At 73.0% G+C, this 25665-nt stretch carries 19 protein-coding genes; 13 read left to right on the top strand and 6 right to left on the bottom strand.

Annotated elements, in window-relative coordinates:
* Nucleotides 1–24: 24 nt before the first annotated feature.
* Nucleotides 25–930 (top strand): DNA-3-methyladenine glycosylase family protein, encoded by a 906-nt coding sequence (locus ACZ55A_RS12225; protein WP_468838029.1) that lies wholly within the window; start codon nucleotides 25–27, stop codon nucleotides 928–930.
* A 171-nt stretch (nucleotides 931–1101) separates the two neighbouring features.
* Here ACZ55A_RS12225 and ACZ55A_RS12220 read toward each other — a convergent pair whose 3' ends face one another.
* The 3 genes from ACZ55A_RS12220 to ACZ55A_RS12210 all read right to left on the bottom strand — a co-directional run bounded on the left by ACZ55A_RS12220 (nucleotide 1102) and on the right by ACZ55A_RS12210 (nucleotide 3961).
* Nucleotides 1102–2433 carry a coenzyme F420-0:L-glutamate ligase gene (locus ACZ55A_RS12220; RefSeq protein WP_468838027.1) on the bottom strand — a complete coding sequence of 444 codons (1332 nt, stop codon included), beginning with the start codon at nucleotides 2431–2433 and terminating at the stop codon, nucleotides 1102–1104.
* The gene (gene cofD, locus ACZ55A_RS12215) at nucleotides 2430–3386 is read right to left on the bottom strand and encodes a 2-phospho-L-lactate transferase (protein ID WP_468838025.1); all 957 of its coding nucleotides are present in this window, start codon (nucleotides 3384–3386) and stop codon (nucleotides 2430–2432) included. The genes ACZ55A_RS12220 and cofD overlap by 4 nt, the downstream gene beginning before the upstream one ends.
* A gap of 65 nt (nucleotides 3387–3451) precedes the next feature.
* Nucleotides 3452–3961, bottom strand: a complete 510-nt coding sequence (locus tag ACZ55A_RS12210) for a cysteine dioxygenase (RefSeq protein WP_468838023.1) — start codon at nucleotides 3959–3961, stop codon at nucleotides 3452–3454.
* A gap of 708 nt (nucleotides 3962–4669) precedes the next feature.
* Between ACZ55A_RS12210 and ACZ55A_RS12205 the strand changes: the two genes are divergently transcribed.
* The 3 genes from ACZ55A_RS12205 (at nucleotide 4670) to ACZ55A_RS12195 (ending at nucleotide 10660) form a co-directional block, all read left to right on the top strand.
* The gene (locus ACZ55A_RS12205) at nucleotides 4670–4933 is read left to right on the top strand and encodes a WhiB family transcriptional regulator (RefSeq protein ID WP_003983763.1); all 264 of its coding nucleotides are present in this window, start codon (nucleotides 4670–4672) and stop codon (nucleotides 4931–4933) included.
* Nucleotides 4934–5258: 325 nt separating this feature from the next.
* Entirely contained in the window at nucleotides 5259–9020 is a 3762-nt protein-coding gene (locus ACZ55A_RS12200; RefSeq protein ID WP_468838021.1) for a glycosyltransferase family 2 protein, read from the top strand.
* Nucleotides 9017–10660: a DUF5719 family protein gene (locus ACZ55A_RS12195; RefSeq protein WP_468838020.1), complete on the top strand. Its 1644-nt coding sequence runs from the start codon at nucleotides 9017–9019 to the stop codon at nucleotides 10658–10660. Before ACZ55A_RS12200 ends, ACZ55A_RS12195 begins: the two co-directional genes overlap by 4 nt.
* Before the next feature lie 39 nt (nucleotides 10661–10699).
* Here ACZ55A_RS12195 and ACZ55A_RS12190 read toward each other — a convergent pair whose 3' ends face one another.
* Nucleotides 10700–11158: a metallopeptidase family protein gene (locus ACZ55A_RS12190; RefSeq protein ID WP_468838019.1), complete on the bottom strand. Its 459-nt coding sequence runs from the start codon at nucleotides 11156–11158 to the stop codon at nucleotides 10700–10702.
* Nucleotides 11159–11417: 259 nt separating this feature from the next.
* Here ACZ55A_RS12190 and ACZ55A_RS12185 point away from each other — a divergent pair, with 259 nt between their 5' ends.
* The 6 genes from ACZ55A_RS12185 to ACZ55A_RS12160 all read left to right on the top strand — a co-directional run bounded on the left by ACZ55A_RS12185 (nucleotide 11418) and on the right by ACZ55A_RS12160 (nucleotide 17340).
* Nucleotides 11418–11861 (top strand): DUF3499 domain-containing protein, encoded by a 444-nt coding sequence (locus ACZ55A_RS12185; RefSeq protein ID WP_468838018.1) that lies wholly within the window; start codon nucleotides 11418–11420, stop codon nucleotides 11859–11861.
* A gap of 152 nt (nucleotides 11862–12013) precedes the next feature.
* Nucleotides 12014–13372: a phosphomannomutase/phosphoglucomutase gene (locus tag ACZ55A_RS12180; RefSeq protein ID WP_468838016.1), complete on the top strand. Its 1359-nt coding sequence runs from the start codon at nucleotides 12014–12016 to the stop codon at nucleotides 13370–13372.
* A 165-nt stretch (nucleotides 13373–13537) separates the two neighbouring features.
* A complete protein-coding gene (locus tag ACZ55A_RS12175; protein ID WP_468838014.1) occupies nucleotides 13538–13720 on the top strand; it encodes a Trm112 family protein in 183 nt (60 codons plus the stop codon).
* Nucleotides 13721–13792: 72 nt separating this feature from the next.
* Nucleotides 13793–14935 (top strand): SIS domain-containing protein, encoded by a 1143-nt coding sequence (locus ACZ55A_RS12170; protein WP_468838012.1) that lies wholly within the window; start codon nucleotides 13793–13795, stop codon nucleotides 14933–14935.
* A gap of 80 nt (nucleotides 14936–15015) precedes the next feature.
* Entirely contained in the window at nucleotides 15016–16236 is a 1221-nt protein-coding gene (gene manA / locus ACZ55A_RS12165; protein WP_468838010.1) for a mannose-6-phosphate isomerase, class I, read from the top strand.
* A 144-nt stretch (nucleotides 16237–16380) separates the two neighbouring features.
* Complete coding sequence (locus ACZ55A_RS12160) at nucleotides 16381–17340, top strand: cation diffusion facilitator family transporter (RefSeq protein ID WP_468838008.1); 960 nt, start codon at nucleotides 16381–16383, stop codon at nucleotides 17338–17340.
* Between the two features lie 431 nt (nucleotides 17341–17771).
* Here ACZ55A_RS12160 and ACZ55A_RS12155 read toward each other — a convergent pair whose 3' ends face one another.
* On the bottom strand, nucleotides 17772–19820 hold the full coding sequence (locus ACZ55A_RS12155) for a fructose-specific PTS transporter subunit EIIC (protein ID WP_468839106.1): 2049 nt from the start codon (nucleotides 19818–19820) through the stop codon (nucleotides 17772–17774).
* Nucleotides 19821–20365: 545 nt separating this feature from the next.
* Here ACZ55A_RS12155 and ahcY point away from each other — a divergent pair.
* Nucleotides 20366–21823 carry an adenosylhomocysteinase gene (ahcY, locus tag ACZ55A_RS12150; protein ID WP_468838006.1) on the top strand — a complete coding sequence of 486 codons (1458 nt, stop codon included), beginning with the start codon at nucleotides 20366–20368 and terminating at the stop codon, nucleotides 21821–21823.
* Between the two features lie 198 nt (nucleotides 21824–22021).
* Nucleotides 22022–22636, top strand: a complete 615-nt coding sequence (locus ACZ55A_RS12145; protein WP_468838004.1) for a hypothetical protein — start codon at nucleotides 22022–22024, stop codon at nucleotides 22634–22636.
* 172 nt (nucleotides 22637–22808) lie between these two features.
* Here the strand turns inward: ACZ55A_RS12145 and ACZ55A_RS12140 are convergent, their stop codons facing one another.
* Nucleotides 22809–23909: an RDD family protein gene (locus tag ACZ55A_RS12140; RefSeq protein WP_468838002.1), complete on the bottom strand. Its 1101-nt coding sequence runs from the start codon at nucleotides 23907–23909 to the stop codon at nucleotides 22809–22811.
* A gap of 122 nt (nucleotides 23910–24031) precedes the next feature.
* Here ACZ55A_RS12140 and ACZ55A_RS12135 point away from each other — a divergent pair, with 122 nt between their 5' ends.
* Complete coding sequence (locus tag ACZ55A_RS12135) at nucleotides 24032–25039, top strand: stage II sporulation protein M (RefSeq protein WP_468838000.1); 1008 nt, start codon at nucleotides 24032–24034, stop codon at nucleotides 25037–25039.
* Nucleotides 25040–25665: the final 626 nt, after the last annotated feature.

Raw genomic sequence — 25665 nt, 5'->3', positions numbered from 1 at the left:
TACCCCATCGCCTAATCTGGCCGCATGTCCGCCCGCACCTGGGTCCCGCCCGGCCCGTACGACCTCCACCGCACGCTGTGTGTGCTCCAGCGCGGCCCCGGGGACCCGGCCTTCGCGGCACGCGGCGGCGAACTGTGGCGCGCCTGCCGTACGCCCGCCGGCCCGGGCACGCTGCGCCTGGCGGCGGATCCGTCCGCCGGCCGGGTCGAGGCGGAGGCCTGGGGCCCCGGCGCCGACTGGCTGCTGGAGCAACTGCCGGCGTTGCTGGGGGAGTCCGACGACCCCACGGAGCTGACCGCCCGGCACCGCATCGTCCATGAGGCGCGCCGCCGCCACCCCGGCGTCCGGCTCGCCCGCACCGGCCTGGTCCTGGAGTCGCTGATCCCCTCGATCCTGGAGCAGAAGGTCACCAGTGACGAGGCCTACCGCGCCTGGCGCCTCTTGCTCCAGCGGCACGGCGAGCCCGCGCCCGGCCCCTGGGAGCGGATGCGGGTGATGCCCGAACCGCGCGGCTGGGCACTGATCCCGTCGTGGGAGTGGCACCGCGCCGGCGTCGACTCCAAGCGCTCCGACGCGATCCTGCGCGCGGTGCGGGTCGCCCGCCGCATGGAGGAGGCCGCGCGGATGGACCTCGCCGACGCCACCCGCCGGCTGACGGCGATACCGGGCATCGGCCCTTGGACGGCCGCCGAGACGTTGCAGCGCGCCCTCGGTGCCCCCGACGCCATCACGGTCGGCGACCTCCACCTCCCGAAGATCATCGGCTACGCCCTCACGGGCCGCCGCGGCACGACCGACGAGCAGATGCTCGAACTCCTCGCGCCCTACGAGGGCCAGCGGCACCGAGCCGCCCGGCTGATCCTGCTGTCGGGCATCACCCCGCCGCGCCGCGCGCCCCGCTTCCCGGTCGGGGACATCGCCCGGCTGTGACCGGCGGCGCGAGCGTGCGCCAATGCGCGCAACGACCGACCGTCCCCGGAAGCCCCGGAAGCCCCGGAAGCCCCCGGCCCCCCGGAAGCCTCCCGCCTCAACGCACCCCCACGACCCCCCACCTCAGCGCGCCCCACGCCCCCGCCTCAGCGCACCCCACGAACCCCCACCTCAACGCACCACCACAAACTCCTCGGCCGTGCGCGGCGGGCGTTCTCTGGGAGGGGCGTCCGCGTGGCCGATGGCTACGGCTCCCATGGGTTCCCAGGTGGTGGGCAGGTTCAGAACGTCCCGTACGACGTCCCGGCAGAACATCGTCGAGGAGATCCAGGCGGAGCCGAGGCGTTCGCCCGCCAGGGCGATCAGGAAGTTCTGGATGCCCGCGCCGTGGGCGACCACGAACATCTCGCGTTCCGCCGTGTTCCGCCGGGCGTCGGGGTAGGTGTGCGCGCCGTCGGTCACCATGCACGGCACCGCCAGGTACGGCGCGTTCCGCAGGACCTCGCCGCGCCGTATCCGTTTGGCGATGGACTCCTCCGACCTGCCGTCGCCGCGCAGGTCCGCGATCCAGGCGTCCCGCATCGCGTCCAGCAGCCGCTCGCGCGAGGCGGGCGACTCCAGCAGGACGAACCGCCACGGCGTGGTGTGGTGCGGGGCAGGGGCGGTGAGCGCCGCCGCCACCGCGCGCCGGACCGCGGCCGGATCGACCGGTTCGCCGGTGAAGGCGCGGACCGTACGCCGTAGCGTCACCGCTTCCCGTACGGCCTCCGAGGTGCCCAGCCGGAACATGTCGTCCTCGGCGTTCCGCACCATCGCGCGTGCCCCGTCACCGTCGCCCGCCGCCTCGACGACGTGCGGCAGCCCGCGCACGACCGCGACCGGCAGTCCGGCCGCCTTGCCCTTCACCAGGTCGCCGGCCGCGGCGAGTTCGTCCGCGGTGGCCACGACCGTGGCGCTGAGCGGATTGCCGTACGCGTCCGTGCCGCCGCGCAGATCGTCCAGCACCCGCACCCCGGCCGCGCCGATGGCGACATCGGTGAGGCCGGTGCGCCAGGGCCGCCCGAAGGTGTCGCTGATGACGACGCCGACGTCGACGCCGAGCGTGGTGCGCAGGCCCGCCCGCAGCGCGCGGGCCGAGGCGTCCGGGTCCTCGGGCAGCAACAGCACGGTCCCGGAAGGGGTGTTGGAGGCGTCGACACCGGCCGCCGCCATCACCAGGCCCTGGCGGTTCTCCACGATCCGCAGCGGGCCGCGGCGGGCCACCACCCGTACCGTCTCCTGGTCTATCGCCGCTTCGCGGTCGGTGGCTTCCACCACCCGGCCCTCGGCCTTGCTGACGATCTTGGAGGTCACCAACAGCACATCGCCGTCGATGAGTCGGGGCGTCCCGTCGGCGGTCGCCGCCGCGGCGATCAGCTTGACCAGGTCGTCGCCGGGCCGCACCTCGGGGATCCCGGGCAGCGCCCAGACCCGGTACGCGGGCACCTCGGCGGCACCGGTCACGCCCGGACCTCCTCGGCCAGCGCCAGCGCCGCACGCACCATCGCGGCCGTGGCGTCCAGGTCCGTCATCATCAGCGGTACGGCCCGGCAGCGGATTCCGGCCGCCTCGACCTCGGCCACCGCGCCCTCGTCGACGGAGTCGACCAGCCAGCCGTCCAGCAGCCCGGATCCGTAGTGCCGGGCCACCGCGGCGGCGGTCGCCTCGACCCCTACGGCCGCCAGCACCTTGTCGGCCATCCCGCGTACCGGGGCGTCCCCGACGATCGGGGAGAGGCCGACGACCGGCACCCCGGCGTCCGCGATGGCCTCGCGGATGCCCGGCACCGCCAGGATCGTGCCGATGCTGACGACGGGGTTGGACGGCGGGAAGAGCACCACGTCCGCGGCGCCGATCGCCTCCAGCACGCCCGGTGCGGGCTTGGCCTGGTCGGCGCCGACCGGCACCACGGCGTGGGCGGGCACCGAGGCGCGCAGCCGCACCCAGTACTCCTGGAAGTGGACGGCCTTGCGCTCGTCGCCTTCGTCGACGGCGACATGGGTCTCGACCCGGTCGTCGGTCATCGGGATCAGCCGTACGCCGGGCTGCCAGCGGTCGCACAGCGCCTCGGTCACCGCGCTGAGCGGGTAGCCGGCGCCGAGCATCTGGGTACGGACGATGTGGGTGGCGAAGTCCCGGTCGCCCAGCCCGAACCACTCGGGTCCGACGCCGTAGGCGGCCAGTTCCTCCTTCACCCGGAAGGTTTCGTCGGCGCGGCCCCAGCCCTGTTCCTCGTTGATGCCGCCGCCGAGGGTGTACATCACGGTGTCGAGGTCGGGACACACCTTGAGCCCGAACAGATGGATGTCGTCACCGGTGTTGCCGATGACGGTGATGTCCGCGTCCGGAGCCGCTGCCTTCAGTCCCCGCAGAAAGCGGGCGCCGCCGATACCGCCGGCCAGAACCACGATTCGCATGGCGACAGTGTGTCAGCCGAAGGCCGGCTCCATGAGGGGCGGTGGTGGGGCGACGGGAGGGAACGTCAGGGCGCGAGCACCTCGGGCGAGGCGGCCACGGTGCCGGTGGCGGTGGTCCGGCCGGGGTGCATCGGCATGTTGGTCAGGCCGGGGAAGTAGATGTGGAGGCTGACGGCGGGTGCCAGCGAGTCGTTGACGACTTCGTGGACGTAGCCGGGGGCGAAGACCCGCTGGGCGCCGGCGTCGAGCGTACGGGGGCCGGCCTCGCCGTGTTCGGTCAACTCGCCTTCCAGGACGGTCAGTACGCCCGAGGACGGTCCGTGGTCGTGCCGTCCGCTGCCCTGGCCGGGCACCCAGCTCAGCAGCCACACCTCGTAGCCGGGTCCGGTGCGCAGCCGGTGGTACCAGCGGGTGGTGGCGTCGTAGCGCACGAGCGGCGCCCAGGCGGCGCGGTCGGCGGCGATCGAGCGGGCCAGTCCGGCGAAGCCGGCGACGGTGGCCGGGTGGGCGGGGACGGGCGGCAGGAGGTGGGGGATGGCGAGGGGGTCGCCGGCGATCTGGACGTCGCTGTTCATCGGTTTCGGATTCCTCGGCGGAAGTGCTGGGGGTGACGCGCTGGGTACCGGCCGGCGTGGGCCGGGAGGGTGCGGCAACGGCGCGGGCTCCCTGTGGGGGGCGCGGGCGCGATGCGGGGGCGCTGCGGGGTGAGGCGGCGAAGAGGCTGGAGCTCAGTGGCTTCAACAGCTGGAACAGCGACAGCGGGCCTGCGCAGCACAGAGAGACCCGTAGGCACGGGTCAGTCGGGGCGCGGGAGTCGCTGGCATGGGGTCAAGGAGACCGGGTTCGCGACGCGATGTCAACCTGACGTCTGGTTTGCCGTAAATCTTTCACCTCATCCGGTTACTCCGCCCGGCGAAAGGTTTGTGCAGACCTGGGCCCGGAGACATCGACCGGCAACCGCACCTTCAAACGCCGTTGCGGAGTCCCGTGATCCGTCTGTGATCTGCCCCGCTTCGGCGCGCGGGGTGCAACGCGAATGCCGCCCGGTCGCGTCTTGAGAGGCGACGTGGACGTGCCGGGTGGCACGCCCGGGGAAGTGTCCTGGTTTTTACTGATTTGAACACTTTCCGCATCCGCTTGGTTCCGCCGAGTGAATAAGAGGCTCAATAGCAGATCTCGGCTTGACTGGCCCGGATCACCACACTTGTAATTTCACTCGTGTCGTTCAGCCGATATCGATCACGGCTTGATCACGGGGACGTAAAGACAGACGAGGGGCGCACATGACCGAGCTGTTCCAGGAATTGCTGGTCGAGGAGGCGGATGAGGAGCTCGGCTGGCAGGAGCGCGCACTGTGCGCCCAGACCGACCCCGAGTCCTTCTTCCCGGAGAAGGGTGGCTCCACCCGCGAGGCCAAGAAGGTCTGTCTCGCCTGTGAAGTCCGGTCCGAGTGTCTCGAATACGCGCTCGCCAACGACGAGCGCTTCGGCATTTGGGGCGGTCTGTCCGAGCGCGAGCGGCGCCGGCTCAAGAAGGCCGCGGTCTGAGATGACCAGCCAGCCGTCCGGACCGACGGCGCGCGGCCTTGTGGACCACGCCGCCGTACCGCCCCAACTCCCCATATCCCCCTATAGCGAACACTCCGCCTCCAGTGGCCCGGCCGCCGGAGGCGGACTGCTGTGTACTGCGGTGTACGGACCCGGTCGGGGCGACGGCGCGAACCATTAGTGTGGGGCCCCGTCCGAGATGCGCCGCCGCCCGGCAGGGCGCGCGCGTCGCCTCGTAGTCCGTCGCAGTGTCTTCCGGGGGCGGGGGCCTTGAGCGACTTTGCCGCGGCCTTCGAACTCCCGGGTCCGGAGGGCCCGTACCTCGATGTCCGTGCACAGCCAGTCGGCGGCCCAGGCCGCCTCATATGAAGCCGCCACCCCGGAGTTCCCGCGGCATGTCGTCACCGCCGTGATCGTCTCGCATGACGGTGCCCGCTGGCTGCCCGACGCGCTCACCGGCCTGCTCGGCCAGGAGCGCCCGGTGCAGAACGTCATCGGCGCCGACACCGGCAGCGCGGACAACTCCGCACAGCTGCTCGCCGAGTCCATCGGTGACCAGCGCGTCCTGCACCTCGCCCGCCGCTCCGGATTCGGCACCGCCGTCGACGAGGCGGTCCGCACCGCCCCCCGGCTCACCCCCGACGACCTGCCGTATCTGCGCCGTCCCAGCGGCTGGGACCCGGTCAGCCGCACCTGGCGCGACGAGGCCTACGACATGCCGGAGCTGCCGCACGGCGAACCGGTCCAGTGGCTGTGGCTGCTGCACGACGACTGCGCACCCGAGCCGGACGCGCTCGCCGAGCTGCTGCGGGTCGCCGACGCCAGCCCCTCGGCCGTCATCGTCGGCCCCAAGCTGCGCAGCTGGTACGACCGCCGCCAGCTCCTGGAGGCCGGGGTCAGCATCGCCCGCAGCGGCCGCCGTTGGACCGGCCTGGACCGCCGCGAACAGGACCAGGGCCAGCACGACCAGGTGCGCCCGGTGCTGTCCGTCTCCACCGCCGGCATGCTCATCCGCCGCGACGTCTACGAGGAGTTGGGCGGCTTCGACCGCCGGCTGCCGCTGATGCGCGACGACGTCGACCTGTGCTGGCGCGCCCAGGCCGCCGGCCACCAGGTCCTCGTCGCCCCCGGCGCCGTCCTCCGGCACGCCGAGGCCTCCGCCCGCGAACGCCGCCCCATCGACTGCGTCGGCCGGAGCGTCGCCAACCCGCACCGCGTCGACAAGGCCGGCGCGGTCTACACCCTGCTCACCAACACCCGCGGCCGGATCCTGCCGTACGTCCTGCTGCGGCTGCTGCTCGGCACCGTGCTGCGGGTCATCGCCTACCTCGTCGGCAAGGTTCCCGGCCAGGCGCTCGACGAACTCGCCGGGCTCTTCGGCACCCTGCTGCGCCCCGGCAAGATCCTTGCCGCGCGTAAACGCAGAGGCCGGCCGGCGGTGGACGCGAGCGAGCTGCGGCCGCTCTTCCCGCCACCCGGTGCGACCGTACGGGCCACCGTCGAGCAGGTCGCCGGCAACCTCGCCGGGCGGGCCGCCCCCGACGTGGCCTCGGCCGGCCGGCACGGCGCCGTCGAGTCCGGGCCCGGCGGCGACGACGCCGACTTCCTGGAGATCGAGCAGTTCGCCCGGCTCAAGCGGATCGCCCGCAGGCCGGCGCCCTTGCTCTTCCTCGTCCTGCTGCTCGTCTCGCTGATCGCCTGCCGCGGGCTGCTCGGCTCCGGCGCGCTGACCGGCGGCGCGATGCTGCCCGCGCCCGGCAGCGTGTCCGACCTGTGGTCGGCGTACCTCGACAGCTGGCATGCGGTCGGCGTCGGCGGCAGCGCCTCGGCACCGCCCTATCTGGCGATCGTCGCCCTGGTGTCGAGCGTCTTCCTCGGCTCCACCGGCTTCGCGGTCACCCTGCTGCTGGTCTGTTCGGTGCCGCTCGCCGGTCTGACCGCCTACTTCGCCTCCCGCCCGCTGGTCACCTCCCGGCTGCTGCGGGCCTGGGCGAGCATCGCGTACGCCTTCCTGCCCGCGGCCGCCGGCGCGCTGGCGGGCGGCCGGCTGGGTACCGCGGTGCTCGCGATCCTGCTGCCCCTGATGGCGCGCGCCGCGATCGCCGCGAGCGGGCTGCGGCTGCCCGTGGGGACCCGGCCCAGCTGGCGCGCCACCTGGGCGTACGCGCTGCTGATCACCTTCACCATGGCGTTCACCCCGGTCGTCTGGCCGATGGCGGTGCTGCTCGGCATCGGGCTGCTGGTGCTGCGCTTCCTCGATGGCAGCCGCGACCAGCTCATGGCCTACGTGCTGCGGTTCCTGGCCGTGGCCATCGCCCCGCTCGTCGTGCTCGCCCCCTGGTCGCTGTCGCTGCTGACCCACCCGTCCCGCTTCTTCCAGGAGGCCGGGCTCGACTACGGCGCCGGCTCCGCCTCCGTACTCGACCTCATCGGGCTCAGCCCCGGCGGGCCGAAGGCCGCCGGCGGGGTGCTGCTCTTCGGCATCGTGCTGGCCGCGCTCGCCGCGACGCTGCGCGACGCCCGGCAGCTCGCGATCCGTACCGCGTGGGCGGTGGCGCTGACCGGTCTGCTGTGCGCGGCGCTCGGCAACGGCTCCGGCTGGACCGGCCCCGCGATGCTGGTCTACGGCCTGGCGCTGCTGTGCGCCGCCGCGGTCGGCGCCGAGGGCATCCGCACCCGGATGGCCAGCCTCGGCTTCGGCTGGAAGCAGCCGGTCGCCGTGCTGATCGCGCTGGCGTCCCTGCTCGCCCCGCTCTACGCCGCGGCCGCCTGGATGATCACCGGCGCGGACGGGCCGCTGAAGCGGCGCACCCCCGAGCAGGTCCCGGCCTTCGTCGCCGAGGAGTCCGGCACCGCCGACCGGGCCCGCACCCTGGTCCTGGACGGCCGGCCAGGGCATGTCGACTACTCCCTGGTCCGCGGCTCCGGCGCCCGGCTCGGCGACGCCGACCTGGCCGCCGAGGCGGGCGAGGACAAGCGGCTGGGCGGCATCGTCGCCCACCTCGTCGCCGGATCGGGCGCCGACCAGACCAATCAGCTCGGCGGCTACGCGGTCCGCTACGTCCTGGTCAGGGACGGCGCGCCGCGCGAGATGGGCCGGGTGCTGGACGCCACGCCGGGCCTGACCCGGCTCAGCCAGGACGACGGCAGCGCCCTGTGGCGGGTCGACCGCCGGGTCTCGCGGCTCTCGATCGTCCCGCCCCGGGCGCAGGACGGCACCGCCGCCGGCGAGGCGGCCGCGCCGGTCGCCGTACCGTCCGGGCCGGTCGAGGCGCACACCAAGGTGCCCGCCGGGCCCGCCGGCCGGGTGCTGCGCCTGGCGGACTCGGCCGACGAGGGCTGGCAGGCCACCCTGAACGGCACCCCGCTCAAGCCGGTCACCGTCGACGGCTGGGCGCAGGGCTTCACCCTCCCCCCGGACGGCGGCACCTTCGACCTCACCCACGACAACCCCCTCGGCCACACCCTCTGGCTGTGGGCCCAGGGTCTGCTCGCCGTCGTCCTGGTGGTCCTCGCGCTGCCGGGCCGCCGCCGCGAGATCGACGACGACCTGCCCGAGGACGCCGCGGCGGCCGCCGCGCAGGCCGCAGCGGCCGCGGGGGAGGGCCGCCGGGCCCGTCGCCTGCGCGCCCAGGCCGAGGCGGCCGGCGCCACCGAGGAGGCGGCGGCCGGCATCCCGGCCGCGCGGGACGGTGAGCAGGCCCCGGACCCGATGGCGGCGGCGCCCGTCCAGGACCCGGCCGTGGCCGGCGACCCTCCCCCGGTCTTCGACCAGGGGTACCCCCACGCGGCGGTGCCCGAGCAGCCGTCGTACGAGCCCTGGCAGACCGCGCAGGAGCCGCCGCCCTACCCGCCCGCCGATCCGTACCAGGAAGGCCAGTACGGGCAGCAGTACCCGCCGGCGGACCCGTACCAGGCCCCGGCCGGCGACCCGTACGCCGCCGACCCGTACCGGACGGGCGCCTACGACCCGTACGGCTACGGCCAGCAGCAGCCCCAGCAGCAGCCCTACGACGACGGCAACCCGTATCCCGGGTACCCCGGCTCCCAACCCGAGCCGCGCCGTGACGGGAGCGACCAGCAGTGAAGCGCACCATGATGTCCCTGACCGGCGTGGCCGTCGCGCTGGCCGCGGTCACCGGCGTCGCCGCCATAGCGGCCCCGGACGGCGGCGCCAAGGAGGCGGCCGGCGCCGGCGCCCGGCTGCCCGTCCAGCGCTCCGCGCTGCTGTGCCCGGCCCCGACCTCCTCCGAGGTCGGCGAGACGACCTACACCGCCTTCGCACCCAAGGGCGCCGCGGCCGGCGCGGACGCCAAGAAGGGCACCGCCAGGCTGCTGCCCGCCGGGACCGTCCAGGAGGCCGGCGCGGGCGGCGGGACCGGCAACGGCAAGAAGGGCAGCAAGGACGGCAAGGGCGGTAAGGGCGGCGAGGACGCCAAGAGCGGCGAGGACGCCAAGGGCACGGGCAAGGACGGGGGTTCGGACGCCGTGGGGAGCCGGACCGTCCCGCCCCGCGACAGCAAGCCCGTCGTCCCCCTCCAGCAGGCCGGCACGCCGGTCACCGCGACCACCGACCGCCCCGACGCCCCGGCCCTGGTGGGCGCCGCGGACGGCACCCTCGCCCCCGGCTGGACCGTCCAGCAGACCACCGCCGTCGCGGCCGGCTCCGGGCGCGGACTGCTCGGTCTGAGCTGTACCGCCCCGGACACCACCTTCTGGTTCCCCGGCGTCAGCACCGCCGCCGGCCGCCAGGACTACGTCCACCTCACCAACCCCGACGCCACCCAGGCCGTCGTCGACCTCGAACTGCACGGCAAGGACGGCCCGTTGGCCGGCTCCGCGGGCGAGGACATCTCCGTTCCCCCGCACACCACCGTGCCGGTGCTGCTCTCCACCCTGACCGGTTCCCCCACCACCAACGCCGCGCTGCATGTCGTCGCCCGCGAGGGCCGGGTGGGCGCCGCGGTCCAGGCGAGCGACAGCAAGCTGGGCAGCGACTGGCTGCCGGCCGCCGCGGACCCCGCCCCCGCCGTGGTGCTGCCCGGCATCCCCAAGGACGCCACCTCGGTCCGGCTGGTCGCCCTCGCACCCGGGGAGTCCGACGCCGATCTGAAGGTCCAACTGGCCACCCCCACCGGCCTGATCACGCCCGCCGGCCTGGAGACCCTGCACCTCAAGAGTGGGATGACCACGGCGGTGGACCTCAAGGACGTCACCAAGGGCGAGGCCGGTTCGCTGGTGCTCACCCCCGCCGACGGTGACTCCAAGGCCCCGGTCGCGGCCGCGCTGCGGGTGACCCGCGGCAAGGGCGACAAGCAGGAGATGGCCTTCATCCCCGCGACCCGGCCGGTCGAGAAGCGCGCCACCGCCGCCGACAACCGCGACAAGGGCAGCACGCTGTCGCTGGTCGCGCCCGAGAAGGGCAAGGACGCCCGGGTGAAGGTCACCGCGTCGGCCGGCAGTGGCGGCGGCGCCCCGGTCACCAAGACGTACACGGTCAAGGGCGGCACCGCCCTCGACATCGCCCCGCCCCGCCCGCAGGGCCTCAAGGGCGGCTATGCGCTGACCGTGGAGCCGGAGCCCGGCAGCGGGCCCGTATACGCGGCCCGCATGCTGGAGCGCCCCCAGGGCGGGGTGCCCGCCTTCACCGTCCAGCCGATGCCCGACGACCGTGGCTCGGTCGTCGTGCCGACCGCGGGGCAGGACCTGTCGGTACTGACCAACTGATCACCGCACGCGGGTGATCAACCGGCCCGCGCCGCGGCCTCACTCCTGGCCGTAGCGCGGGTCGACCGACTCCGGAGCCAGTCCCAGCAGCTCGGCGACCTGCTCGACGACCACCTCGTGCACCAGCAGCGCACGCTCGTCACGGCTCTTCGTGCGGATCTCCACCGGCCTGCGGTAGATCACGATCCGGTCGCGATGTCCGCCCGCCGCCGGCAGCACCCGCCCCAGCGGCACGGTCTCCTGGTCGGTGACCGCGTCCGGCTTCTCGCCGGGCCCGAAACCGGGCACCTCCAGGATCATGAAGTCGACCTGGGAGAGCTGCGGCCAGCGCCGTTCCAGGCGGTCCCGGGAGTCGTACACAAGATCCACGAAGGCGTCGGCGCGGGTCACCGACAGCGGCACCTGGGGTGGCGCGATCGGGCCGCGCATGCCACGGCCGTGGCGGTCGCGGCGACGGAGCCGCGGCTGCGTGGGTCGGGGGGGTACGGGGCTGTCCATCACCATCGAGACTAGCCGTCAACGCCCGGCGGACACGGCGAAGCGCGGCAAGACGCAGCATGTCGCAGGGTGACCGGACCATGCCGGAAAGCTTTCGCTTCAGATCCTGCATCGGATCGCGGAACTCCCGCGGAATGGCCGCAAATGCATCGAGTTATGACGGCATTCCTCGCCGCCCGCCACCCGACCCGGCACGGCCGCCCCAGGTCAGGTCGAGCGGGTGCAGGTCAGACGCATCGGACGAAGCGGGACGACACGGTTGGGTGAGCCGGGGGAGAGTCGTCGCGGCCCGCTCAAGAGTGCGGTACCGTCCAACGTCGTGAGCCCTGTACGTCGCTGTTCGCGCACTGCGTGCGGCCGCCCCGCCGTCGCAACGCTGACGTACGTCTATGCGGACTCGACCGCTGTGCTCGGACCGCTCGCCACCTACGCCGAACCGCACTGCTACGACCTGTGCGCCGAGCACTCCGAGCGCCTGACCGCCCCCCGGGGCTGGGAAGTCGTGCGCCTCGCCCTCGACGCGGGCCCGGCCCGCCCCAGCGGCGACGACCTCGAAGCCCTGGCCAACGCCGTACGCGAGGCCGCCCGCCCCCAGGAACGCGCCGCCGGCGACGGCTCACCGCCGCACGGCAACCGCGACGCCCACCCCATGGAGGTCGCCCGCCGCGGCCATCTGCGGGTGCTGCGCTCGCCCGACTCCTGACACGGCCACCGGCAGCCCGGCGCGGCCGCGTCCCCGCGTCACCGCAACTCCGGGACGCAGAACGGCGCCAAAGCCGTCAATGCGGGCCGGAACGGAGCGCGCTGACCCGGTAGGTTGGGGGTGACCGAACACACCTCCAGGAGGACTGGCTCGTGACCGACCTGTCGCAGATCGTGAAGGCGTACGACGTACGCGGTGTCGTCCCCGCCCAGTGGGACGAAACGCTCGCGGAGCTGTTCGGCGCGGCCTTCGTCGAGGTCACCGGCGCCGACGCGATCGTCACCGGACACGACATGCGGCCCTCCTCGCCCGGACTGGCCGGCGCCTTCGCCCGCGGCGCGGCGGCCCGCGGCGCGGACGTCACCGAGATCGGCCTCTGCTCCACCGACCAGCTCTACTTCGCCAGCGGCGCATTCGGCCTGCCCGGCGCGATGTTCACCGCCTCGCACAACCCCGCGCGCTACAACGGCATCAAGATGTGCCGCGCGGGCGCCGCCCCGGTCGGCCAGGACACCGGACTCGCCGACATCCGCGCCCTCGTGGAGCGCTGGTCCGACGAGGGCGCCCCCGAACCGGCCGCCGCACCCGGCTCGGTCACCCGACGCGACGTCCTCGGCGACTACGCCGCCCACCTGCGCGGCCTGGTGGACCTCAGCGGAATCCGCCCGCTGAAGGTCGTGGTGGACGCCGGCAACGGCATGGGCGGCCACACCGTACCGACCGTCTTCGAGGGCCTGCCCATCGAACTCGACGCCATGTACTTCGAGTTGGACGGCTCGTTCCCCAACCACGAGGCCAACCCGCTCGATCCCAAGAACATCGTCGACCTCCAGGCCCGGGTCCGTGAGACCGGCGCCGACCTCGGCCTCGCCTTCGACGGCGACGCCGACCGCTGCTTCGTCGTCGACGAGAACGGCGACCCGGTCTCCCCCTCCGCGATCACCGCCCTGGTCGCCGCCCGCGAACTGGCAAAGCACCCCGGCGGCACGGTCATCCACAACCTGATCACCTCCTGGTCGGTGCCTGAGGTCGTCAAGGAGAACGGCGGCCGGCCGGTCCGCACCCGCGTCGGACACTCCTTCATCAAGGAGCAGATGGCCAAGACCGGCGCGATCTTCGGCGGCGAGCACTCCGCGCACTACTACTTCCGCGACTTCTGGAACGCCGACACCGGCATGCTCGCCGCGATGCACGTCCTGGCGGCCCTCGGCGGCCAGCAGGGCCCGCTGTCACAGCTCGTCGACCGCTACGACCGCTACGCGGCCTCCGGCGAGATCAACAGCACCGTCGACGACCAGGCCGGCCGCCTCGCCGCGCTCAAGGCCGCCTACGAGGCCCGCCCCGGCACCACCCTCGACGAACTGGACGGCCTGACCGTCACCGCCGACGACTGGTGGTTCAACGTCCGCCCCTCGAACACCGAGCCGCTGCTGCGCCTGAACGCCGAGGCCCGGGACACCGCGACCGTCGAACGGGTCCGCGACGAGGTCCTGACGATCATCCGCGGCTGACCCCGGCCGCCCGGGCCCAGGCCCAATACCGGAGGCCGTCTCCGGTGGCGGGGCGGGACACCACCCGCCCCGCCCCGCACCACCGCACACCCCCGCCGCGCAGGCCGTCGCACACCCTCCGGCGGTACGCTGGCCACGCCGCAACCACCCGAAGGAGAGCCCTCCATGCCGGTCGAAGCCAGCTTGATCCAGATCCTCGCCTGCCCGGCGTGCCACGCCCCGCTCGAGGACCGGACGGACACCGACCCGGCGGAGCTGCTCTGCACCTCCGGTGACTGCGGCCTCGCCTACCCCGTCCGGGACGGCATCCCCGTACTCCTCGTCGACGAAGCCCGCCGCCCCGTCTGACCGGGCCCGCCGGGCCCGCCCCGGCACGCCCGCGTACCCCGCCCGTACCGGCGATCGGAGGCCGCGCCCACCATGCTCGACGAGTCACTCCTCGACACCCCTGACGCCCTGGCCGGCGCCGACCGTTTCGGTCTGCTGCGCGGCGTCGCCGAATCCGGCGCCCGGGTCCGCACCGCCGCCCGCAGCGTCGCCGAGTCCGGCATCCCCGACCTGACCCCCGACGGGCGGCCGCGCGCCGTCCTCGTCGCAGGGCCCGGCCCGGCCGCCGCCGGCGTCGCCGACCTGCTGCACGCCCTCAGCGGCGGCAGCTGCCCGGTCAGCCTCATCCAGCCCACCGGCGTCGCCCCGCTGCCCGGCGCACTGCGCTGGACACTGCCCGGCTGGGCCGGCCCCCTGGACCTGCTGCTGCTCGCCGGCCCCGACGCCGCCGACCCCGGCCTCGCCGAACTGGTCGAACAGGCCTACCGCCGCGGCTGCGCCGTCGTCGCCGTCACCCCGGCCGGCGGCCCGCTCGCCGACGCCGTCATCCAGGCCCGCGGCCTCGCCGTCCCCCTGGCGACCACCGCCTACGACGCCGAGTTCGACGTCGAGGGCGCCCCGCCGGCCGCCCCCGGCACCCTGTGGTCGGTACTGATCCCGATGCTCTCCCTCGCCGACCGGATCGGCCTGCTCAGCGCCCCGCCGGACGCCATGGGCAAGCTCGCCGACCGCCTCGACCAGCTCGCCGAACGCTGCGGCCCGGCCATCCCGACGTACACCAACCCCGGCAAGACGCTCGCCGCCGACCTCGCCGACGCGCTCCCGCTGATCTGGACGGAAGGCACCCTCGCCCACGCCGTCGGCCGGCACTTCGCCACCGAACTGGCCGGCCTCGCCGGCCTCCCCGCGCTCGCCGCCGAACTGCCCGAGGCGCTCACCACCCACCGCACCCTGCTCGCCGGCGCACTGGCCGCCGGCGCCGACCAGGACGACTTCTTCCGTGACCGGGTCGAGCAGCCCACCGCCACCACGCTGCACGCCAGAGTGGTGCTGCTGCGCGACCAGGAACCCGGCCCGCTGTCCGCCACCCGCGCCGCCCAGGCCCGCGCCGAGGAGTGCGACACCGCCCTCAGCGAGCTCCAGCCGGGCGACGGCAGCGATCTGGAGAAGGCCGCGGAACTCCTCGCCATCGCGGATTTCGGCGCCGTTTACCTGGCGCTCGCCGGCAACGGGTGATCTGTGACGGCCGGCCCGCCTCCGCGGGCCGCGGCACCACCCCAGCAGCCAGGTAACGACCCTCAGGAAGCAGCAGCCCCATGGACCGCCTCGCCAACACCGTGCGCCCCTACGCCTGGGGCTCCACCACTGCCCTCCCGGAACTCCTCGGCACCCCGCCGACCGGGGAACCGCAGGCCGAGATGTGGATGGGCGCCCACCCCGGCGCCCCCTCCCGCATCGACCGCGGCGCGGGCCCGGTGTCCCTGGCCGAGGTGATCGACGCCGACCCCGAGGCCGAACTCGGCCCCGACACCGTCCGCGCCTTCGGCCCCCGCCTGCCCTTCCTGCTCAAACTGCTCGCCGCCGGCTCGCCGCTCTCCCTCCAGGTCCACCCCGACCTGACCCAGGCCAGGGACGGCTTCGCCGACGAGGAGCGGCGCGGCGTCCCGATCGACGCCGGCCACCGCAACTACAAGGACGCCAACCACAAGCCCGAGCTGATCGTCGCGCTCACCCCCTTCGACGGCCTGTGCGGCTTCCGGCACCCCGCACAGACCGCCGACCTGCTGGCCGCCCTGGACGTCGACGACCTCAAGCCGTACGTCGACATCCTGCACGCCAGCCCGGAGGAGGACGCCCTGCGCGAGGTGCTCACCGCCGTGCTGAGCGCCGAACACCACGCGATCGCCGGCACCGTCGAGCGCACCGCCGTCGCCGCCGGGCAGCTCGCGGAGAAGGGCGGCCCGCACGCCGACGCCTACGCCGCCTACGCGGGCATCGCCCACCACTACCCGGGCGACCCCGGCGTGCTCGCCGCCATGCTGCTCAACCACGTCCAACTCCAGCCCGGCGAGGCGCTGTTCCTCGGCGCCGGCATCCCGCACGCCTACCTCAGCGGTCTCGGCGTCGAGCTGATGGCCAACTCCGACAACGTGCTGCGCTGCGGACTGACCCCCAAGCACGTCGACGTCCCCGAACTGCTGCGGGTGGTCCGCTTCGAGGCCGGCGACGCGGGCGTACTGCGCCCCGAGGACGTCGCCGGCGAGGAGGTCTACGAGACCCCGATCGACGAGTTCCGGCTCTCCCGCTTCGTGCTGGCCCCCGGCGGCGCACCGCGTGCCCTGGTCTCCCGTACGCCGCAGATCCTGCTGTGCACGGCGGGCACGGTCCACCTGCGCGGCGCCGAGGACGACCGGGAGGGCGGCGGAAGGGCGGCCGAGCTGACCCTGGAGCCCGGCCGCTCCGCGTTCGTACGGGCCGGTGAACAGCTCACACTCGAGGGAGAGGGCACCCTCTTCCGCGCGACGGTCGTGGCGTAGCGCGACGGCCGGCGCACGCGGAGTCCGTCCGCCTGGTGGCCTCCTGACATCCGCCCGGCCCGGGGCTGCAACAATGACCGCCGCACGCAATTAAAGGGGCGGTAAAGCGGCGAGCCCCGTCGACGGAAGGGATATGCGGCACCTATGAGCGCATCAGGCGGGACAAAGGCGATCGTTGCGGCGCTGGGCGCCAACCTGGCGATCGCCGCAGCGAAGTTCGTGGCCTTCGCCTTCAGCGGCTCGTCCTCGATGCTGGCCGAAGGCGTGCACTCCGTCGCGGACTCCGGCAACCAGGGCCTGCTGCTGCTCGGCAGCAAGAAGGCCAAGCGGGCGGCGACCGCCGAGCACCCCTTCGGCTACGGCCGCGAGCGCTACATCTACGCCTTCCTGGTCTCCATCGTCCTGTTCACCATCGGCGGCGTCTTCGCGCTCTACGAGGGCTACGAGAAGATCCACGACCCGCACCCGCTGGAGGACTGGTACTGGCCGATCGGTGTCCTGGTCTTCGCGATCATCGCCGAGGGCTTCTCCTTCCGTACGGCCATCAAGGAGTCCAACGAGCTGCGCGGCAAGCAGACCTGGACCCAGTTCGTCCGCCGCGCCAAGGCCCCCGAGCTGCCGGTCGTCCTGCTGGAGGACTTGGGCGCGCTGGTCGGTCTGGTGCTCGCGCTGGGCGGCGTCGGCCTCACCCTCGCCACCGGCGACGGCATCTGGGACGGCATCGGCACCATGTGCATCGGCGCGCTGCTGGTGCTGATCGCCGTGGTCCTGGCGGCGGAGACCAAGTCGCTGCTGCTGGGCGAGGCGGCCGGCCCCGAGCAGGTCGCCAAGATCCGCGAGGCGGCCGTCGACGGCGAGGTCGTCACCCGCGTCATCCACATGCGCACCCTCCACCTCGGCCCCGAGGAGCTGCTGGTCGCCGCCAAGATCGCGGTGCGGCACGACGACACCGCCGCCCAGGTCGCCGCCGCCATCAACGCCGCCGAGGCCCGGATCCGCGAGGCGGTGCCGATCGCCCGGGTCATCTACCTGGAGCCGGACATCTACAACGAGGCCACCGCCGCCGCGGGCCCCGACGCCTCGAAGACACCGGGCGGAAACTGAGCCGCCGAGCGAAGGCAACGGCCCCCGCACTCTCTAGGAGTGCGGGGGCCGTTGCCGTAGGGCGGGGGCAGGGCCTCCGCGGCAGGGCGGGCAGGGCAGGGCAGGTCAGGGCATCTCTGGGCCGGGCTGCGGGGCAGGGTATGTCCGGGCCGGGCGGCGTCGTTTTCCTTACCCGTCACCCCCGCCCCGTCACGTGCCCGTCACCCCCGCCCGTCGCGTACCCCTTCCCGCCCGTCGCGTACCGGTCCCCCCGCCCGTCGCGTACCCGTCACCCCTGCCCGTCGCGGGCCCGTCACCCGCGCCCGTCGCGTACCTGTCACCCAGCTCGTCACGCGATCACGGGGTGAACCACGGGAATACCTCCCCGCCACCGTCACGTTGAGGCCCCGAGGGGGCGCTCGCACCCCCTACGGGATCTGTTCGCCCACGCCCTACTGGATCTCCCCGAGGACACTCAGCAGCGCCTCCACGTCCTGTGCGCCGTGCAGCCGCGCCCGGAAGCCGTCATCCATCAGCTTCCGCGACAGCAGCGCCAGGATGCGCAGATGCTCGTCCCCGGCCGCCGCCTCCGGAACCGCAATCATGAAGACCAGCTTGGCGGGCGTGCCGTCCAGCGACCCCCAGTCGATACCGTCCGCGGACCGCGCGAAGCCGACGACCGGAGCGGTCACCGCATCCGACTTGGCATGCGGAACGGCGATCCCCTCACCGAGCCCGGTGGCGCCCTGGGCCTCCCGCGCCAGCGCCACCCGGACCAGCTCGTCGACGTCCGCCACCCTGCCGGTCCCGGCCGCCAGTTCGGCCATCTCACGGATCGCCGCCTCCTTCTCGGTGGCGGCGAGCCGTGGCTTGACGGTCTGCGCGGTGAGGTAGCCGCAGAGGACGCCGACGGCCCCGTCCGCCAGCGGCCCCGCCGCCGGTACCGGTCCGGCCGCGGGCCCCGCTGCCGGCTCCGCCTCCGCCGCCGACGCCGGCACACCCGCCACGGCGGATGCGGCGGATGCGGCGGGTACGGCGGGTACGGCCACGGCGGGCGCGGATACGGCAGCCGGCTCCGCTGCCGCCACGGGCACGCCCGCCGCCACCGCGCCCTTCCGCCGCTCCGAGACATCCACCAGCGCCACCGTCGCCAGCGCCGTCACCACCGTGCCGATGACCACCGCGAGGAAGAACGCCGGCACCCCGCCGACCGCGCCCAGCACCGCGACGATCGGCCCGCCGTGCGGTACCGCGTCCGTCACCCCCGCCGTCCCGGCGACCGCCCCGGCCACCGCGCCACCGAGCATGTTCGCCGGTATGACCTGCGCGGGCCGCGCCGCGGCGAACGGGATCGCGCCCTCGGAGATCCCGAAGAGCCCCATGAACAGCGCCGCCATCCCCGTCTCGCGCTCCTGCTCGGAGTACAGCCGCCTACGGAGCAGCGTCGCCAGCCCCTGCCCCAGCGGCATGACCGGGATCGCCGCCGCACACATGCCCATCACGGTCTGATTGCCTGACGCGATCAGCCCCGCGCCGAACAGGAACGCGGTCTTGTTGACCGGCCCGCCCATGTCGAACGCGATCATCAGCCCGAGGATCGCGCCCAGCAGGATCGCGCTCGACCCGGTCATCCCGCCGAGCCAGCCGGTGAGGTGCGTGAAGACCCAGGAGACCGGCTTGCCGATGACGTAGATGAAGAACAGCCCGAGCGCCGTCGTCGCCACGACCGGGATCACGATGATCGGCATGATCGGCCGGACGAACCGGGGGACCGGGACCTTCTTGATCCACTGCACCAGATAGCCGGCCAGGAAGCCGGTGACGATCGCGCCGATGAACCCCGCTCCCGCCTTGGAGTCGTACAGCGCACCCGTATTGGCGATCCAGCCGCCGATCATGCCCGGCACCAGCGCCGGCCGGTCGCCGATCGCATAGGCGAGATAGCCGGACAGGATCGGCACCATCAGGGTGAAGCCGATGACACCGATGTCATTGACGTGCTTCCAGAACGACCCGTCGGGGATGACCAGCCCGCCGTCCGCCTGCGGATGCCCGCCCAGCGCCAGCGAGACCGCGATCAGCAGCCCGCCGACCACCACGAACGGGATCATGTAACTGACCCCGTTCATCAGTGCCTTGTACGCGACGCTGCGCTCCTTGCCCCCATCGGTGCCACCGGACGCCCCGGCGGCGCCGTTCTCCCCGCCGCCGTGGACCGGTGCGCTCCGCACCCGCTCGATCAGCCGCTCGGGGTGGTGGATCCCCTCGGCGACCCCGACCGCGAGCACCCGTTTGCCGACGAACCGACTCCGGTCGACATCCTTGTCCGCGGCGATGATCACGCCGTCCGCGTCCTTGACATCGTTGTCAGAGAGAAGATTCTCAGCCCCGATGGAGCCCTGCGTCTCCACCTTGATCTCATGGCCGAGCGACGCGGCGGCCTGCGTCAGCTTCTCCGCGGCCATATACGTGTGGGCGATCCCGGTCGGGCAGGCGGTCACTGCGAGCAGCTTCAGCCGCTGCCCGCCCCTCCCCACGCCCTGGGGAGATCCGGCTGGACTCGTGGTCACGTGTTTCTCCTTACATATATGCGCGCGCTCGTGCAGACGTTCTGGTCCGTCTCGTGCTCCGGGCATCCTGCACGACCGGCCGGCGCCGGCAAACCCCCCAGGTCCGCGGCCCACAGCAGCCCGCACCCCGGAGGCCGGCCCCGCCGGCCCGGCCCGGAACTCGGCGAGAACGGCCCCTCCACCGCGCCCCCGACTGGCCGGGACCGCACGTAATCGGCCCATCCGGACTGGGGTTCACTGGGCCGATCGGTGTAGATTCGTGCCCAGTGCCAGACGTCGCTGCTGATGGCGGTCGGGCGGCCCGCACCGCGGACCGGCCGAGGGAGAGAGGGCCTCCGACGGACTGCGCTGCGGCCAGGGGAGAGGTGTGTCCGCCTCCGCGTACGCTCCTCATGTCCAGCAATCGCTGGGATGCCCCAGCCCGCGCCGCAGACTGCCAGCCGCCCATCCACCTCGACGCTCGAGGAGCAGCCCGCATGACGACAGCAGCCACCGGCCAGGACTTCAAGGTCGCCGACCTCTCCCTCGCCGCCTTCGGCCGCAAGGAGATCACCCTCGCCGAGCACGAGATGCCCGGCCTGATGGCGATCCGCAAGGAGTACGCCGCCGCCCAGCCGCTGGCCGGCGCCCGTATCACCGGCTCCCTGCACATGACCGTGCAGACCGCCGTCCTGATCGAGACCCTGGTCGCCCTCGGCGCCGAGGTCCGCTGGGCCTCCTGCAACATCTTCTCCACCCAGGACCACGCCGCGGCCGCCATCGCCGTCGGCCCGAACGGCACGCCGGACAACCCGCAGGGCGTCCCGGTCTTCGCCTGGAAGGGCGAGACCCTCGACGAGTACTGGTGGTGCACGGAGCAGGCGCTGACCTGGCCGAACTCGCCCACCGGCGGCCCGAACATGATCCTCGACGACGGCGGTGACGCCACCCTCCTCGTCCACAAGGGCGTCGAGTACGAGAAGGCCGGCAAGGTCCCCGCGGTCGAGACCGCCGAGAGCGATGAGCACCGCTCCATCCTGGAGCTGCTTACCCGCACCCTCGCCGAGTCGCCCCAGAAGTGGACGAACGCGGCCTCCGAGATCCGCGGTGTCACCGAGGAGACCACCACCGGCGTCCACCGTCTGTACGAGATGCAGCGCGACGGCGACCTGCTCTTCCCGGCGATCAACGTGAACGACGCCGTCACCAAGTCGAAGTTCGACAACAAGTACGGCTGCCGGCACTCCCTCATCGACGGCATCAACCGCGCCACCGACACCCTGATCGGCGGCAAGACCGCCGTGGTCTGCGGCTACGGCGACGTCGGCAAGGGCTGCGCGGAGTCGCTGCGCGGCCAGGGCGCTCGCGTGATCATCACCGAGATCGACCCGATCTGCGCCCTCCAGGCCGCCATGGACGGCTACCAGGTCACCACCCTCGACGAGGTCGTCGAGACCGCCGACATCTTCATCACCACCACGGGCAACAAGGACATCATCCTGGCCTCCGACATGGCGCGGATGAAGCACCAGGCGATCGTCGGCAACATCGGCCACTTCGACAACGAGATCGACATGGCCGGCCTGGCCAAGCTCCCCGGCATCGTCAAGGACGAGGTCAAGCCCCAGGTCCACACCTGGACCCACCCGGACGGCAAGGTCCTGATCGTGCTGTCCGAGGGCCGCCTGCTCAACCTGGGCAACGCCACCGGCCACCCCTCCTTCGTGATGTCCAACTCCTTCGCGGACCAGACGCTGGCCCAGATCGAGCTGTTCACCAAGCCGGAGGAGTACCCCACCGACGTCTACGTGCTCCCCAAGCACCTCGACGAGAAGGTCGCCCGTCTCCACCTGGACGCGCTCGGCGTCAAGCTCACCGAGCTCCGTCCGGACCAGGCCGCCTACATCGGCGTCCAGGTCGAGGGCCCCTACAAGCCCGACCACTACCGCTACTGAGCCGGGTCCCGCCCACCGGCTGACCGGCACCACCGGTCCGCCGGCGCGCACCCACCACAGCCGGTAAACCAGGCCCTCGCCACGCACGCGGCGGGGGCCTGGCCCGTAAAGCAGGCCCGACAACCCCACACACCCACGCCAGGCCCCCCACACCGGCCGCCGCACCGGCCGGCCGCCGCCCGAAGGACTGCATCCTCCATGCCCCGCGGCCACTACTCGCTCCACGACCCGCACGATCACACCCCCCTCGGTGAAGAGCACTTCCACTGCGCCACCGGCCCCTCCGGCTGGCGCTACGTCTCCCAGATCGTCAACCCCTCCGGCGACCACACCGGCTCCGTCGACCTCACCCTCGACGACCTCGGCCGCCCCATCCGCCTCGAACTCCACGCCTCCGCCTGGCAGGTCCGCGGTGCGGCGCTGGACGGCGTCACCTGGGTGCGCACCGATCCGACCGGCGAACACGCCACCGAAGGCAACGTCCCCGCCCACGCCTTCACCGGCGCGTCCCCCGCCTTCCTCATCGCCACCGCCCGTCTGCTGCGCCCCGCCCTCGGCGCCGGCGCCATCCGCACCCGCCTCGTGGCCTTCACACCCCCCGTGCTCGCGCCCCGCACCCTCGATCAGTCCTGGGCTCTGCTCAAAAGCACACCACACGCCACTGACAACGCCCCCCTCATCGCCGACGAGTACCAGGTCAACGACCTGGAGACCGGCGAACAGCACACCGTCCACATCGCCGGCGACGTCGTCCTCTCGGCCCCCGGCATCGAACTCGAATCCCTCGACACACCGCCGTCGACCTTCACCTGACGACCCGCACGGCCGGTGACGCCCGCGCCACCCCCGCGGCTCACACCGGCGGCCAACGCCTCGTCCGCCGACCGCCCGCACGCGGGTCTCGTACGCGGCGGCCGCTCACCTCACCCGGCCGCCCACCGCCCCAGGCGACCCCCGCGCAGCCCTCGCCGCGGGCCGGCCCTCCTCACACCGGCGGCGCGAACCCCGTACGCGGCGGACGCCCATGTTCCCCGCTACCGCCCCCGACCTCGCCCCCGCCGTCCGGAGCCGGCGGCCCGGAAGCCCCGGCACCACCGCCCGCCATCGACAGTCCGCTCTGTCCGCTCAGTCCGCCCCCGCCCGCGCCACTCCCGTCAGCAGAGCCCCCGGCCTCACCAGCCCCAGGCGGCGCCCAGCCCCCACCCGGCCCCGAGGCGCCCGGCCCGGCGGCCTTCGCCACCGCCGCCTCCGCCACCGAAGGCCCACTACCCGAACCCCCCATGGCCCCAGGCCCTACAGGTGCTGTCTCTACAGGCGCCGGCCCCGCTCCCACCGAGGCCCCGAACGCCCGCCGTGTCTCCCGCGCCTGCCGCTCACCGACCACCGCCGCCAGATACGCCGCCGGATGCACCCCGGTCGGCCCCGGCACCCCGGTGAACTCCCGCAGGTCCTCCGCCAGCCGTCCCGCCATCGCCCCGCCCACCTGCTGATCCAGCTGCCCGATCCGCGTCAGGTACTGCCGTACCGCAAGCCACCACCCATCAGGCACCCGCGACAGATCCAGCCCCTCGAGCTCCGCCGCCAGCCAAGGAGGCACGGCCGGCAGCGCCCTGGCCACCTCAGCGGCCGGCATCCGCTCCCGTATGACCAGCGTCCCCGCGAACACGTCGCCCACCCGGCGCCCCCGCGCCGAGACCAGTGAGGCGATCGCCGCCACCACCCCCATCGTCAGCACGATCTCGATGGCCCCCATGGCGCCACGCACCAACGCATGCCGGAACCGGATCGGCCCGCCGTCCTCCCGTACGACCCGCAGCCCGCAGATGACCTTGCCCAGGGAGCGGCCATGGCTCAGCGTCTCGATCACGATCGGTATCCCCACCTGGACCAGCACGAACGCCGCCACCGACACGGCCGCCACCGCCGCGCTGTCCATCGACGACGTCGCGCTCACCAGCACCAGCGAGACGCCGAGATAGACGCTCCAGGCCACGGCCACATCGACGGCCACCGCCAGCCCCCGGCTCGGCAGCCTCGCCGGCCGCAGCCCCAGCACCACCGCTTCACCCGTTACGAGCTCACTCACGCCGCGCCCCACTCCCTCTCGTTCCCCACGTTCCGCAAAGCCCGGCCCACCCCGCGCCGGGCACGGCCAGTCTGCCAAGCTGACCCGGCACCCACCCACGGCGCTGCGAGGAGCGACCCCGTATGGACCTTGATGTCTTCATCACGGCACACCGCGCCGAATGGGACCGCCTCGAAGCACTTCTGCACCGCAAAAGCCGCCTCACGGGCGCGGAGGCAGACGAACTGGTCGCCCTCTACCAACGCACCACCACCCACCTTTCCCTCCTCCTCTCCAGCGCCCCCGACCCCGCGCTGACCAGCCGCCTGACGTCCCTCGTGGCCCGCGCCCGCAGCACGGTCACCGGCGCCCGCAAGGCCTCCTGGCGCGATGCCGCCCACTTCTTCACCACGGCCTTCCCGGCCGCCGTCTACCGCCTGCGCCACTGGTGGATCCCCACCGCGGTCCTCTCCACCGCGGTCGCCGCCCTCCTGGGCTGGTGGATAGCCGCCCACCCTGAGGTCCAGGCGGCCATCGGCGCCCCGGAAGACCTCCGCGCGATGACCCGGCCCGGTGGCGAGTACGAGACGTACTACTCCAGCCACCCCGCCGCGTCCTTCGCCGCCCAGGTCTGGACGAACAACGCCCAGGCCGTGGCCCTGTGCCTGGTTCTCGGAGCCTTCCTCGGCCTCCCCGTCCTGTGGATCCTCGTTCAGAACATGCTCAACCTGGGCGTCGGCATCGGCCTGATGTCCTCCGCCGGCCGCCTCGACACCTTCCTCGGCCTGATCCTTCCGCACGGCCTCCTCGAACTGACCGCCGTCTTCATCGCCGCCGGCATCGGCCTCCGCCTGGGCTGGACCCTCATCGACCCGGGCCCCCGCACCCGCCGTACGGCCCTGGCCGAGGAGGGGCGCTCTGCCCTCGGCGTCGCCATCGGGCTCGCCGCCGTGCTCTTCATATCCGGCGCCCTGGAAGGCTTCGTCACCCCGTCGGGCCTCCCCACCTGGACCCGCATAGGCATCGGCCTCGCCGCCGAGCTGGCCTTCCTCCTCTACGTCTACGTCCTGGGCAGCCGCGCGGTACGCGCCGGAGCGACCGGCGACATCGACACCACCGACCGCGACGCCACCCTCCCGACCGCCGCCTGATGTGCGCCGAACCCCGCTGACCTGCTAATCTCCTCTTCGCCCCACCACCCATTGACACGGGTAGCAGGGGGAGGTAGATTCGAACGGTTGCAACGAACTGGACAAGTTCATCCGCGACGGTTAGTCTCTTCTCCGCTTCGGCCGGAACTCGATTCGGCGAAGCGCAACCGACCACTTACCGGAAGATCCGGTCGAATTAATTCGACCGAAGCTCTTCTGATAAAGTCGGAAAAGCCAAAAGGGCAACCCCCTCCGACGGGTAATCGGAAGTGAAATTCGGGCCGGAAACGGTGCGGACAAGCTCTGATAGAGTCGGAAAGGCCGAAAAGCGAAAGCGAAGCGGCCGACCCCAGCTCCAACAGGGGGCCAGAGACGGAAACGGATCTGGTAAGGTTGGAAACGCGAAGAAGCCGAAAGGCCGAATCGCACCGGCGAAAATCGGACCGCAAGGATCTGATAGAGTCGGAAACGCAAGACCGAAGGGAAGCGCCCGGAGAGCCCGGTACTGAGTCAATCAGAACCGATAAGGCACAAAGGAAGCGTCCGTTCCTTGAGAACTCAACAGCGTGCCAAAAGTCAACGCCAGATATGTTGATACCCCGTCTCCATCATGGAGATGAGGTTCC

Source organism: Streptomyces sp. NPDC034111 (genome assembly GCF_055575375.1).
Note: the sequence above shows the minus strand (reverse complement) of the source record. Positions and strands in the feature narration are given on the sequence as shown.

Coding starts and splice junctions, on each gene's coding strand:
- ACZ55A_RS12225 (WP_468838029.1), top strand. CDS start 25: ATGTCCGCCCGCACCTGGGTCCCGCCCGGCCCGTACGACCTCCACCGC.
- cofD (WP_468838025.1), bottom strand. CDS start 3,386: ATGCGAATCGTGGTTCTGGCCGGCGGTATCGGCGGCGCCCGCTTTCTG.
- ACZ55A_RS12210 (WP_468838023.1), bottom strand. CDS start 3,961: ATGAACAGCGACGTCCAGATCGCCGGCGACCCCCTCGCCATCCCCCAC.
- ACZ55A_RS12205 (WP_003983763.1), top strand. CDS start 4,670: ATGACCGAGCTGTTCCAGGAATTGCTGGTCGAGGAGGCGGATGAGGAG.
- ACZ55A_RS12200 (WP_468838021.1), top strand. CDS start 5,259: ATGTCCGTGCACAGCCAGTCGGCGGCCCAGGCCGCCTCATATGAAGCC.
- ACZ55A_RS12190 (WP_468838019.1), bottom strand. CDS start 11,158: ATGGACAGCCCCGTACCCCCCCGACCCACGCAGCCGCGGCTCCGTCGC.
- ACZ55A_RS12175 (WP_468838014.1), top strand. CDS start 13,538: ATGCCGGTCGAAGCCAGCTTGATCCAGATCCTCGCCTGCCCGGCGTGC.
- ACZ55A_RS12170 (WP_468838012.1), top strand. CDS start 13,793: ATGCTCGACGAGTCACTCCTCGACACCCCTGACGCCCTGGCCGGCGCC.
- manA (WP_468838010.1), top strand. CDS start 15,016: ATGGACCGCCTCGCCAACACCGTGCGCCCCTACGCCTGGGGCTCCACC.
- ACZ55A_RS12160 (WP_468838008.1), top strand. CDS start 16,381: ATGAGCGCATCAGGCGGGACAAAGGCGATCGTTGCGGCGCTGGGCGCC.
- ahcY (WP_468838006.1), top strand. CDS start 20,366: ATGACGACAGCAGCCACCGGCCAGGACTTCAAGGTCGCCGACCTCTCC.
- ACZ55A_RS12145 (WP_468838004.1), top strand. CDS start 22,022: ATGCCCCGCGGCCACTACTCGCTCCACGACCCGCACGATCACACCCCC.
- ACZ55A_RS12135 (WP_468838000.1), top strand. CDS start 24,032: ATGGACCTTGATGTCTTCATCACGGCACACCGCGCCGAATGGGACCGC.